Origin of the sequence: Streptosporangium minutum, assembly GCF_002149035.1 — a bacterium.
Taxonomy (GTDB): Bacteria; Actinomycetota; Actinomycetes; order Streptosporangiales; family Streptosporangiaceae; genus Streptosporangium; species Streptosporangium minutum.
In genome coordinates, this window is record NZ_NGFP01000282.1 from 1 (window position 1) to 11667 (window position 11667).

Annotated in this window: 10 protein-coding genes; 4 read left to right on the forward strand and 6 right to left on the reverse strand. The window is 70.3% G+C overall.

Annotated features, from left to right (window positions below; genetic code table 11):
* Positions 1-119: 119 nt before the first annotated feature.
* The 5 genes from CA984_RS37840 to CA984_RS37855 are packed head-to-tail and all read right to left on the reverse strand — an operon-like array spanning position 120 to position 6090.
* A complete protein-coding gene (locus CA984_RS37840) occupies positions 120-755 on the reverse strand; it encodes a dTMP kinase (RefSeq protein ID WP_086578200.1) in 636 nt (211 codons plus the stop codon).
* Positions 752-1789, reverse strand: coding sequence for an NAD-dependent epimerase/dehydratase family protein (locus CA984_RS37845; protein ID WP_165781554.1), 1038 nt, complete (start codon positions 1787-1789; stop codon positions 752-754). The genes CA984_RS37840 and CA984_RS37845 overlap by 4 nt, the downstream gene beginning before the upstream one ends.
* On the reverse strand, positions 1786-2694 hold the full coding sequence (locus tag CA984_RS46680) for a hypothetical protein (protein ID WP_165781555.1): 909 nt from the start codon (positions 2692-2694) through the stop codon (positions 1786-1788). The genes CA984_RS37845 and CA984_RS46680 overlap by 4 nt, the downstream gene beginning before the upstream one ends.
* On the reverse strand, positions 2691-5312 hold the full coding sequence (locus CA984_RS37850) for a PEP/pyruvate-binding domain-containing protein (protein ID WP_165781556.1): 2622 nt from the start codon (positions 5310-5312) through the stop codon (positions 2691-2693). The genes CA984_RS46680 and CA984_RS37850 overlap by 4 nt, the downstream gene beginning before the upstream one ends.
* Positions 5305-6090: an AfsA-related hotdog domain-containing protein gene (locus CA984_RS37855; RefSeq protein ID WP_108724676.1), complete on the reverse strand. Its 786-nt coding sequence runs from the start codon at positions 6088-6090 to the stop codon at positions 5305-5307. Before CA984_RS37855 ends, CA984_RS37850 begins: the two co-directional genes overlap by 8 nt.
* Positions 6091-7351: 1261 nt before the next feature.
* Here CA984_RS37855 and CA984_RS37860 point away from each other — a divergent pair.
* From CA984_RS37860 to CA984_RS37875, 4 genes are all read left to right on the forward strand, one after another.
* Positions 7352-8350 carry a hypothetical protein gene (locus tag CA984_RS37860; protein WP_086578204.1) on the forward strand — a complete coding sequence of 333 codons (999 nt, stop codon included), beginning with the start codon at positions 7352-7354 and terminating at the stop codon, positions 8348-8350.
* Positions 8351-8371: 21 nt separating this feature from the next.
* Positions 8372-8947, forward strand: a complete 576-nt coding sequence (locus CA984_RS37865) for a pyridoxamine 5'-phosphate oxidase family protein (RefSeq protein ID WP_086578205.1) — start codon at positions 8372-8374, stop codon at positions 8945-8947.
* A 171-nt stretch (positions 8948-9118) separates the two neighbouring features.
* Positions 9119-9382 (forward strand): hypothetical protein, encoded by a 264-nt coding sequence (locus CA984_RS37870; protein ID WP_207621184.1) that lies wholly within the window; start codon positions 9119-9121, stop codon positions 9380-9382.
* Positions 9383-9708: 326 nt separating this feature from the next.
* The gene (locus tag CA984_RS37875) at positions 9709-10623 is read left to right on the forward strand and encodes a TolB-like translocation protein (RefSeq protein WP_133061896.1); all 915 of its coding nucleotides are present in this window, start codon (positions 9709-9711) and stop codon (positions 10621-10623) included.
* Between the two features lie 6 nt (positions 10624-10629).
* Here CA984_RS37875 and htpX read toward each other — a convergent pair whose 3' ends face one another.
* Positions 10630-11481 (reverse strand): zinc metalloprotease HtpX, encoded by an 852-nt coding sequence (htpX, locus tag CA984_RS37880; RefSeq protein WP_086578207.1) that lies wholly within the window; start codon positions 11479-11481, stop codon positions 10630-10632.
* Between the last annotated feature and the right edge of the window lie 186 nt (positions 11482-11667).

The following is an 11667-nucleotide window of genomic DNA, read 5'->3' on the forward strand; positions in this document are numbered from 1 at the left end:
CCCCTCCAGGTCTGCCGTCCCGGCCGTACCCGCCATCCCGCCCGGATCCGGGGCGCCCGCCGTACTCAGGCCGGACCGGACCGAAGCGGCGCGTTCGGCGAAAAGCCTGTCCAGCACGTTCATGGCGCGACGACCGTGGAAGCGAGGACCCTGCCGGCTTCGACGGCGACCGTCCGCTGCCCATCTCTCGCGTCGAGCACGACCAGAGGCAGTCCCGCGATCTCCTCCATGATCGCCGGCCGCATCCGTGACTGCAGCTCGGCGAAGCCCTCCCAGCCGGGGACGGGTCCGTAGTGTTCGAAGGCGTTCAGCCGCGAGCCCCATTCGGCCCTCTCCCACGCGATCTCGGGCGGGAGGTCGAGGTAGATGACGCCTTCGGGTTGAGGGAGGGCGCGCCACTCGGCGAATGTCCGCTCGTGGACCAGGCCCAGCAGCCGGCACTTGACGAGGAGCTTGTAGTAGTAGGAGTCGACGACGACGGGGACGTCCTCCGCGGCGCGTGCCACCTGGTCGTGGAGGTGCCGCACGATCGGCCGCAGCATCGCCACCGCCGCCGCGGGGGAGTACTCCTGGCCCACCCGGGGGTAGACGTCCAGCACCCACTCCCTGCGGAGCCTCCGGATCGCCGGGAAACGCTCGGCGACGCACCAGTCGTCATAGGAGACGACCTGGCAGGCACGCTCATCGCGCAGCTGCCGGAGCAGCGTCGACTTGCCCGCGAAGTCCGGTCCGAGCAGCGTCCAGAATCCGGTCATGTCCGACCCCCTTCTCCGGCTTCGCCGACTTCACTGACTTCGCCGACTTCCCTGGCTTTCCCGACTTCCCCGACTTTCCCGGCTTCGCCGACTTCGCCGACTTCGCCGACTTCGCCGAGAAAGCGTCCGTACCAGGGCGCCAGGTCCGGCAGGCGGTCGAGAAAGGGCGCTCCGGGGGCGGCCCCCGCCGCCGCCCAGACCCGGGGCGCCGCGTAGACGTGGTCCTCGGCGAGCAGCTCCGCCCGCCGGTAGTCGGGCCCGTTCCGCAGGGCCGGGCGGGCCAGCCGCCACGACACGCTGAGCGTGGGCACGGTCAGGCCGAACATTCCGGCCAGGACCTCCGCCACGGCGCGCACGGAGACCGGCTGGGGCTCGCAGACGTGAAAGGGCACGCCTCCCGCGAACGGCACAGGGCGTACGGCCGCCGCCACCGCCATGGCCGCCAGGTCGTCGACGGCCACCACGGAGTGCTGTGCCCGCCCGCCGTCGAACCACGTGCCGGGACGGGTGGTGAGCAGTCGCAGCAGCCCGGGGACGTACCAGCGGTCGCCTTCGCCGTACACGAAGAAGGGGCGCAGGATCACGGCGCCCGCGGCCGCGGTCAGCCGTTCGGCCTCGCGCCGGGAACGGCTGGCCGGGCTGACCGGCGCCGGCGGGCTGCCTTCGGGGAGCCCGCGGTGCGGCCCGAGCCCGTGCACGGCCGCGGTGCTGACATGGACCAGGTGGCGTAATCCGGCGCGCTCCGCCTCCTCCACCAGGTTGCGTGTGCCCAGCACGTTCACCCGCTCGCACCGGGCCGGATCCGATCCCACCTCGCTCGCCGCGTGGATGATCACGTCGACGCCGTCCAGCCGGCCCCGCAGCGAGGAGGCGTCGGCCAGGTCGGCGGTCACGACGTCCCCCGGCCGGTCCGCGGCGACGGGACGGCGGTGCGCCAGGAGGCGCGCGGACACCCCCGGCTCGGCGGCGAGCGCCCGCACCACCGCCGATCCGACGAACCCGCCGGCCCCCGTCACGAGCACGGTCACGCTCACAGCACCGCTCCCTTGGTCAGCCAGCCGACCGCGATGAAACTGCAGTAAGCCGCCGGCAGGTAGGCCAGCGTCGGGAGGGCGGGCCAGCGCGGGCGTCCCCTGGAGAAGAGGTAGGCGGCGGTGGCGGGCAGCACCGCCGGGACCACGACGATCCATCCCCAGCCGTGCACCGCGGAATCCGTGTTCCACGGCCGCAGGATCGCGAGGACGGCCAGGGTCGCGGCCGCGGCCAGGCTCACCGCGACCGCCGTCGTGCCCGGTGTGCCGAGCATCGTCACGTAGGTCCGCTCCCCCTTGCCGGGATGGCGGGTCACCTTGCGGCCGAACTCCAGGCAGAGCCCGGACAGCGTGACGGCCGCCACCGCGGCGATCCCCTGCCGGCTCGGGGTCAGATCGTGCTCGCGGAGGAACCCGGCGTACACGTACAGCGACAGCAGGGGTTGGATCGGCAGGTTCACCGCCAGGCTCAGCAGCAGCCGCTCTCCCTTCGGCCAGCCGAAGAGCTGGTCGATCAGGATGACGACGCCGGCGTAGCCGAGGTGGGCGACCAGGACCAGGAGGGCGCCGCCCCGCCAGGCGTTCAGCGCGAGCAGGACCACGGCGCCGACGCCGACGAGGGCCAGCAGGTCGGCGACCCGTACGGCGCCGCTGGGCAGCGCGCGGCCGGGGTTGTGCTCCAGGTCGTAGTCGCGGTCGCGGAGGTCGTCGAGCGCCCGCAGCAGCAGCATGTCGACGACGAGCGTCACGCTCGTGACCAGCAGTTCGGCGCCCGGCCTCCAGGCGGTGACCCGGCTGTCGACGCTGACGAACAGCGCGGTGAGCCCTACCGCCCACGAGAGCATGAACAGGACGTAGAAGGCCGGTGGGTAGGCCCGCACGATGTATCCGCCCAGTCTGCCGATCACGAGGCCGCCTCCTCGGAGATGATCCTGACCTCGCCGGTCCGCCCGTCGACCTCGATGAGGCTGCCGTCCTGGATCAGGCTGGTGGCGCCGTCGACGGCCACGACGGTGGGGACGCCCAGCAGCCGGCCCGTGATCGCGGTGTGGGACAGCAGCGTCCCCCGTTCCACGACGAGTCCTTTCGCCACCAGCATCAGGAACAGCCAGCCGGGGTCGGTCTCCCGTGCCACGAGGATGGTGTCCCTGCAGTCCTCGACCGCGATGCGCGGGTCGAGGACGACCCGCGCCTTCCCCCGGACCACGCCGGGGCAGGAACCCAGCCCGCTGAGCCTCTTGGCGTCCGTCAGGGTCTCCGGCGTCCTGGCCAGGGCCAGGGCGTCGGCGACCGGCAGGCCGGGCGCGGTCTCCAGCCGGGGAGGGGGCTCGGGGCCGGTGAGCCGGCGTTCCCGTTCCTGCGCCCTCAGGGCGGCGAGCGAGCGCAGGTCGGCGCCGGGGAGGGTGCCCTCGAAGGCGCCGAGCACCTCGTCCACCGTGAGGTCGAGCACGTCGCGAGCGCCGTCCAGACGGCCGGCGGACGCCAGCTCGGCCCCCAGGCGCAGCAGCAGCTCGCGGGCGTCTCCGATGAGCTGGCTCCGGCAGAACCGGGAGTCCTCCCTCACCCGGACCAGCCGGCGCATCATCCGGAACAGCGTGCGCAGCACGGCCCGCTTGAGCGGATTCCGGCAGCGGGCCCTGAGCTCCTTCTCGGCCGAGCGCCTGACCTCCGCCTCCGCGTCGCGGTTGCCCTGGACCGTCAGGTCCGAGTCGACGTACGGCAGGAGCACGTCCAGCAGGGCCCAGGGTTCCTGGCGCGGTGTGGAGGATTCGAGCTTGAGGTCCTGGAGCGCGCGGTCCCCGTAGTTCCGGATGTGGAGCAGGAGCTCCTCGGCGAACCGCTCGTCGGCGGCCATGAGCGTGGACCAGGCGGTGCGCGCGTCGCCGTCGATCGCCGCGCGGAGGGACGGCGAGCCGCGGACGATCTCGGCCAGACGGATGGCGGAACGCAGTGCCTCGGCGGATCGGTTCTCCTCGCCGCCGCACAACATGCCGGGGATCAGGCCGCTGTCGGCGTCCGGCGCCCATCGGCGGAGCAGTCCGTTGGCCACCCAGGTGACGGCCATCAGGTAGAGGCCGTTGGTCAGGGTGGTGCCCCAGCGGATGGCGACCTGCGCCCACAGCCCGTGGTGCAGCTCGACCAGCTCGTCGGCCCGCAGCCGCGAAAGGTCGCGGAACCGCTCGTGGTAGGCGTCCCACCACGCGAGGAACCGGCGGACCTGGAGGGGGTGCGTCATCCCGCGCGCGGCCAGCTCCGCCAGGTGGACGGCGGTCCTCAGCCGCCCCTGCCGTTCCGTCGGCGCCGCCGCCACACCGACCATCCGCCCCCAGGTGGGCCAGAGCGGCCGGAAGCAGCGGATCAGGCCGTGCAGGTGGTACCAGGAGTCGAGACGGTAGTAGATCCGGCCGTCGAGATACCCGATCATGCGCCGCAGCCGGTGCGCCTCCTGCCGCAGGACGTGTGCGGGGATTCCGAGCCGCCGGTACGTGTCGGTGAATCCGGCCTCGTAGAGGCGGAGCGCCAGGGAGAAGGTGAGCGCGCCGCTCACGCCGGGGAAGCTCTCGGTGACGTTGTCGTTGCCCCACGGGATCCATTCGCCGCTCGTCGGCGGTACGGCGACCGGCCGGGCCTGCACCAGGTGGACCGAGCCGTCGTCGTCGACAGTGCCCTCGATGTCCTGCGGAGCGCCGAACAGCTCGGCCACACCGTCGGTGAGCGCGACGATCCGGCGCAGCTCCGGATCCGCGAGGACGGGCAGATCGGCCAGTTCCGCCGGAACGGCCTCCACGGCGGAGCCGCTGACCGCCCTCGACTTGCGGGCGAGGCGACGGTCGATCGCACCGCTGTCCCGGTCGATCATGAAGTGGTCGACGTCGGCCTTCTCCTGGACGATGCCCTCGCCGTTGCCGTAAGCCGCCGCGATGACGCAGCGGCGGGCCCCGTCCCGGGGATCCCTGGTGAAGGCGACGAACGACCGGCCGCCCGACATCATGCGCTGGATGCCCACCGCCACACGCGCCGACCGGGGATCCTGGGCACGCGCGATCCGGTAGAGCACGGCCTCGGGATTGAAGGCGGAGGCCCAGCACTCCACGATGCGATCGGCGACCTCGTCCACCGGGACGTCGAGGAAGCTGTCGCTCAGGCCGGCCTGCGGGTCCTGGGCCGAGTCCTCGTCCTGCCCGCCGGGCCCGGCGACGACGCACGCCCTCACCGCGACCATCCCGTTGTCTCCCGCGAGGTCGGCGAACCGCTCCCTGATCGCACCGTGCAGCGCGTCGGGCAACGCCGCTCCCAGGACCAGAGAACGCGCCTCGGCGGCCCAGTCGAGCATGGCCTCGGTGCCGGCCGGCGCCGGAGGGAGCACGGGGGCCGCCACGGTGTCGTACACCTCCACCGGCACGCAGACGAAGGGGGGCACGGGATAGCCGTGCCGCCGCAGCACCGCCTGCCGGGCGAACTTGTGGCCGACACGACGGGCGTCCTCCAGCCTGGGCCCGTCGTAGATCAGCACGGGGTCAGACACGCGCACCCCGCAGGCGCCGGTAGGCCGACTCCGACACCGCGCGGGACTCCAGGCCCACGCTCCCCACCCGCGTGTCGCCGGCCCACATCTCCATCGAGAAGCTCGCCGCGATCCCCCTGCGCGGCGCCCGGTCCCAGCGGAGCTCCATCGGCGTCTCCCGGCTCAGCGAGGTAGGCAGATCCAGGTCGACGGCATCGAGCAGGAGCCGCACATCGGCGGGGCGCCCGTACTCCAGCTGCCACAGCAGCACGGCGAACTGCCGGGCGGCCTCGACCAGCTCCACCACACCGCGGGTACGCGGGCGCTCCAGGGCGAAGTGGTGGTCGGCCGCCGGGTTGAGCAGCGGGCAGACGACCTGGGCGCCGGTGAAGCGGGGCATCTCCAGCGCGACGTTCCCTTCCCGGGTCCTGCGCATCAAGGACATCGGCGCCGCTTCCCCACGCACCCGCCCCGCGGTCCCGCCGGCCGGGAGCGACGGGGAGGCGCCGTGCGAGACGCGTGCCGAGCACACGGTCGACTCCTCCTGCGTGATCTCCGCCGCCCAGTGGTCCGGCGTGCTCTCCCGCCGGAGCCTCAGCAGGAGTTCGGCGTCGAGCTCGGCGAAGCGGTGGAAGGCGAAATTCGCCGTGCACCGGTCCTGTCCGGCGTTCCCGGCGGGCACCCGGTCCAGGACCGCGCCGAGCATGAGCATCCCCGGGACGTGGTCCAGCGGGTGATCGAAGTAGACCGGATGCTCCAGATCCACGGCTAACGAGATGTTGGGATTGCTCGATTGCATCAGTGACCCTCCGCAGCCCGAAATGGAACCTCGCCTCGACAAGACGTTGCGTCGCACGGTGACCAGGGAGAAAGCCGAGGCCTCCCGCTCTCGGCCCTCGAACGCGTTCTTTTCCGCGCCCCCTCTTGTTCCGCACGCGAGTTCGTCCTGTGCCGTACCTGAGCTCGCCTTTTGTCATACCTGAGCCGGCCCCGGCCGCACATGAGCCCGGCCAATGCGAAGGCGTCCGGTTCGGTTCGCCCCGCCCCCCGAGGCGTCAGCGGAAAAATATGATCAGTACCTATCGGCACACTATCGCATCACTTTTTTCAAGAACACTAAATAGCCGAACATCGTCACCGAAGGCGTGCCGACCTGCTGTTTTCCCGTCAATGGCATTGCGTCCGCACCGGGCCGGAGGCCGGACTTTCCACATGGCACCCCGAAGCCCTTCTTTGACAAGTCCGCTTTGACATCCGTGTGTTCGGCAGTGAGAGTCCCGAGCGGATCCGCCCCCCTGGCCGACCCCACTCTCCCGGCTTCTGACCAGCTCAGCGAGGGTCCTGTCGGGCCGAAGGCCGCCTTGGCCAATGACCGGGCAGAATCATCCGTCCCCTCTTCCCATGCACGCCACCCGCCCGGCGGGTTCAGATCCCGCTGTGCAAACCACCTGGCCACGGCTTTGCCAGGCGGCGGAACACTGTCAATTCGACTGTTTTTCCGGACTGATTGTCAGTGCATTCTAAACAGAACTTAGATCTGCCGGACAGCTCCCCGCGAGCGACGCCCGACCTGTCCGACCCTCCGCTTCTCGATCCGCCTCACAGGCGCGCTTCAAGCACCGGCCGACATGAATGACGGAGAGGTTCCAATGGAATGACAAGGAGGTTGCAATGGCGCACAATCAGAGACGGAGCGGCGCTCGCAAAGCCCACCCCCGGGCGCGCCGCACCGACGAGCCCATCGGCCCATCCGGCGGCCGGCCACGGCCTGGAGCATTAACGGCGAGAAGGCCTGGAAGGGAAATCAAAGAATCATCGCCCGCGATTTCGGCCCGCTCCCGGCCCGCAGCCGACCACTCACGCGGCCCTGCCATGGAGAAATGGCCCGGAGCCGGTTGACCGCGCCACGGAGAAAACTCCACGCGACCGCGCCACGGAGAAAACACCTACGCGACCGCGCCACGGAGAAGGCCGCCGCTCGCCCCGCGAGAAGCGTGCTGATCCGTGACGCAACCTTCGGCACCCGAGGCGCATCTATCCAGATGACGAAAGGAACATCGATGAGACCTTCACCCGGATTCGCCGCCCTCACGGTCGCGGCAGCGGCTACCGCCATGATCACAACCCCGGCGGATGCGACGACGGGAGCCGCATCCGACGATTCCGTCCGGTACGCCTGGATCGGCAGCTGTCCCAAGAAGGACTACAAGGTCCCCTGCGGCAACTGGACGCTGACCATGCGCAGCGGGAAGACCGTCAAGCTGACCGACGCGCGGGTCCACCCCAAGCGGGCACGCGGCAAGGTGGACAAGGAGAGCAGCGCCCTGTTCGCGGTCAGCGGTGACGGCCGATCGGTGAACTACATCAAGGGCGACAAGCTGGTCATCCGCGATGTGAACAGCGGAAAGGTCCGCCCGCTGCCCGGTGGGGCGGCCGATCTGCCCAAGGGGCTCAGCCAGGACAGCGTGGACACCACACTCTCCCCCGACGGCTCGATCGCCGTAATCGACTACTTCGACGACGGCGAGAAGCTGCCGAGCCTGGTCGCCAACCTGAAGACCGGCAAGGTGACCAAGCTGCCGTCGAAGAACAGCGTGCTGAGCTTCAGCCCCGACGGGCGGCACCTGCTGACCGGCCGGTTCACCGATGACAACATCACCGAGTTCGCGGTCTTCGACGCCGAGGGTCACGAGACCTCAAGCCAGGTCGTCCCGCAGATCGTGTCCAATAACGCGCCGATCGCGCTGGCCGACGACGGGACCACCGTCGCGCTGGTCATCACCGGCGGGTCGGGCAAGCCCCGCCTGCGCACCTACGACCTGTCCTCGGACACCGTCTCCGACGCGGTCCCGCTCGGCACGCCCAAGGACGAGAACGCGCAGCGTCTCTACTGGGACGCGGCCGGCACCCTGACGCTCTGGACCAGCAGGGGCGACGAGGAGAGCCTCGCCATCTCGGCGGTGAAGCGGACGGTGAACGCCGGGACCGGGACCACCCACAGGCTGGACTCCTTCAAGGTCAGGACCGACCCGTGGACCTGGTGGCTGCCCGGCGAATGACGAGCGTCTATCTTCCCTTTCATGGGGAAAATTCATGACAGGATCAACGATCGGCTGCGCGAGTTCATCCAGGCGCAGCCGGTCTACTTCGTCGCAACCGCCCCCGAGCAGGGCGGTCACGTCAACGTCTCCCCCAAGGGATACGCCGACACCTTCGCCGTCCTCGACGACACCACGGTCGCCTATCTCGACCTGGACGGCAGCGGCGTGGAGACCATCTCCCACCTCCGCCAGAACGGCCGCATCACGGTCATGTTCTGCGCCTTCTCCGGCCCGCCCAACATCCTCCGCCTGTACGGCACCGGCCGGGTCGTCGTCCCGGAGAACCCCGACTTCCCCGACCTGATCAAGAACTTCGGCCCGCACCCAGGCGTCCGGTCGATCATCGTCGTCGACTGCGACCGCATCTCCGACTCCTGCGGCTTCTCGGTGCCCTTCATGTCCTTCGACGACGAACGGACCCTGCTGGACGAGTGGGCACAGCGCAAGGACGTCCAGCAGAGGCGGACCTACCGCGCCAGGAACAACCGCGAGAGCATCGACGGCATCCCCGGCCTCTCCCCGGAGGAGACCGACCCGGTCACCCAACATTCCTGAGGGTTCCAACCTCACGGCCCCTCACGCGCGTGGGTAACGGGCGAGGGAAGGCCGAATCGGATCGCTACGACGGCTTCCGTGAGTCCGTGCACGCCCGCCGGCAATCGCTGATGCGGACCGCGTACCTGCTCACGGGAGACATCCACCTCGCCGAGGACCTCCCGCAGAGCGTTGCTCACCAGGGTCGCCGGACACTGGCCGAAGCTCCTGCGGCAGGGAAGCCCCGACGCGTACACCCGCAGAGCCCTGATAAACCAGCACATCTCATGGCGGCGCCGTACCCGGAAGGAACTGCCGAGCGCCCACCCGCCCGAGCGGGGACACTCCCACGACGCCACGGTCGACCGGCCCGGGGAGGCCCGCATACTCCGCCTGGGACACTGGCTGAACGCCACCAAGGCCGCCGTCATGGCCGGCGCATCCGGGATGACATGACGACCGTGTATGGGATGAACGTCCGGACCGGGAAGGTCCGCAGGACGGGCATCCACCCGGTCGGCGACGCCGAGGCCCCCGGCACCGTCATGTGACGGTAGGGCCCGCGCCCCGGCACCGTCATGCGACAGTACGGCCCGCGCCCCGGCACCGTCATGCGACAGTACGGCCCGCGCCCCGGCACCGTCATGTGACGGTACGGCCCGCGCCCCGGCACCGGAACACTTCCTGATCCATGCTGCGGTCATACCCGTGACAGGCCTTCCACGGCGCGTACAGTGGCCCCTACGTGATGCCCCCCTGTCGATGAGCTCAGGGGGGCGTCGATGAGACTGGGCCGCCGACCGGCGGTTCTCGCCGGTGTGATCGCCGTGGTCATGGGAGCGGGGGCTCCGGTGACGGCGGACGTGGAAACGGGGACCACGGGGTCCTCGGTCCGCTATGCGGGGCTGGCCGGCTGCGTCTGCGCCCCCTGGACGCTCTGGACATGGGACGGTCAGGTGATCAAGCTGACCGACGCCCGGGTGTTCGCGACAAAGGCGGGCAAGCGGCGGGCACCGCTGGCACTGTCCCCAGACGGGGACTATGTCGCTTATTTCCGGCGAGGAGACAGGATGCTCGTCATCCGTGACATGTCTACCGGAAATGTGCGTGTGGTCCCCGGGGTGCAGTGGTCGCGCGAGCTCCGCTCCACGCGGATCGACCTCGCTCCGGCCGGGCGTTACGTGGTCCTGGGCAGCGGGCGGGACGACAGGGTCCTCAACGCGCGGAACGGGAGGAGTTCGGTGGTGCCGCCGGGGATGCGGCCGTGGAGCTTCAGCTCGGACGCCAAGCTCATGCTCGCCGTCGACGACGAGTTCAGGGCCGGGATCTACTCGACGTCCACGCTGGCGGAGAAGGGACGCGTCCCCGTGGGGGGCGCGCTCAGCCCGGACGGCACGACCGTCGCCCACTTCACCGCCGACGAGTCGGCCATCGGCCTGTGGAACGTCGCCATGGGCAAGGCCGGTGGCGGGCTGCCTATCGCGCTCCCCTCCGAGAGGATCCCCACCCGGCTCCGCTGGGACGGCGCCGGCCACCTCGACCTGCAGATGGTCGCCCCGCCCAGGATCAACAAGAAGATCGACACGGTCTACACCTGGTATCGGGTGGACCAGGCGTCAGGGCTCGTCCAGCCGGTGGACACCTTCACCGTGCCCGGCTCCGTCCACAACCCGATCATCGCCGGGCTCAGCCCCTGACCGGTCTCAACGGCGGTAGCCGGCCATCCGCTCCAGCCGGGCGACACGCTCGGCGGTGGGCGGGTGGGTGGAGAACAGCCGGCCGATTCCAGCCCCTCGGAAGGGATTGGCGATCATGAGGTGGGAGGCGGAGGCGAGACGGCCGTTCTCGGGAAGCGGCAGCTGCCGGGTGCCCATCTCGATCTTCCTCAACGCCGAGGCGAGGGCCAGCGGGTCACCGGTCAGCCGGGCTCCGGACTCGTCCGCCTGGTATTCGCGGGATCGGGAGATGGCCATCTGGATCATCCCGGCGGCGACCGGGCCGAGCACCATCATGAGCAGGGCTCCGATGAAACCGGGGCCCTCGTCGTCGTCTCCGCCGCCGAAGACCAGGCCGACGTAGCCGAGGTAGGTGATCATCGTGGCAAGCGCGCCCGCCACGGAGGAGACCAGGATGTCCCGGTTGTAGACATGGGACAGCTCGTGTCCTATGACCCCGCGCAGCTCTCGCTCGTCGAGGAGCTGGGTGATGCCGTAGGTCACGCAGACCGCGGCGTTGCGGGGGTTGCGGCCGGTCGCGAAGGCGTTGGGCTGCATGGTCGGCGAGACGTACAGCCGGGGCATGGGCTGGCGGGCCTCGGTGGAGAGCTCGCGCACGATCCGGTAGAGGGTCGGTTGCTCGACCTCGCCCACCGGCCGGGCACGCATGGCGGACAGGGCGATCCGGTCGGAGAAGAAGTAGGCGACACCGTTGGTCACCAGCGCGATCAGAACCGCGATCTGCACGCCGGCGCCGCCCCCCAGCCACGCTCCCACCGCGATGATCACCGCGGACAGTGCGCCGAGAAGGACTGCGGTACGCAGACCGTTGTGGTGCACTGCACCCCCCTTTCGGTTGATGCCGATTCACCAGTGCCAACGTCTCCGGCCAGGTCGAACGTTCCCGGGATCGTTCAACCGGAAGCGATGAAGCTCTCCGGCAGGAGGTCGAGCACCACCTGGGGGGCGATCGAGAACACCACCGCGACGACCCCCGCCAGCACGATGGCCACCCCCACCGGCACC

Coding starts and splice junctions, on each gene's coding strand:
- CA984_RS37840 (WP_086578200.1), bottom strand. CDS start 755: ATGACCGGATTCTGGACGCTGCTCGGACCGGACTTCGCGGGCAAGTCG.
- CA984_RS37855 (WP_108724676.1), bottom strand. CDS start 6,090: ATGCAATCGAGCAATCCCAACATCTCGTTAGCCGTGGATCTGGAGCAT.
- CA984_RS37860 (WP_086578204.1), top strand. CDS start 7,352: ATGAGACCTTCACCCGGATTCGCCGCCCTCACGGTCGCGGCAGCGGCT.
- CA984_RS37865 (WP_086578205.1), top strand. CDS start 8,372: ATGGGGAAAATTCATGACAGGATCAACGATCGGCTGCGCGAGTTCATC.
- CA984_RS37875 (WP_133061896.1), top strand. CDS start 9,709: ATGAGACTGGGCCGCCGACCGGCGGTTCTCGCCGGTGTGATCGCCGTG.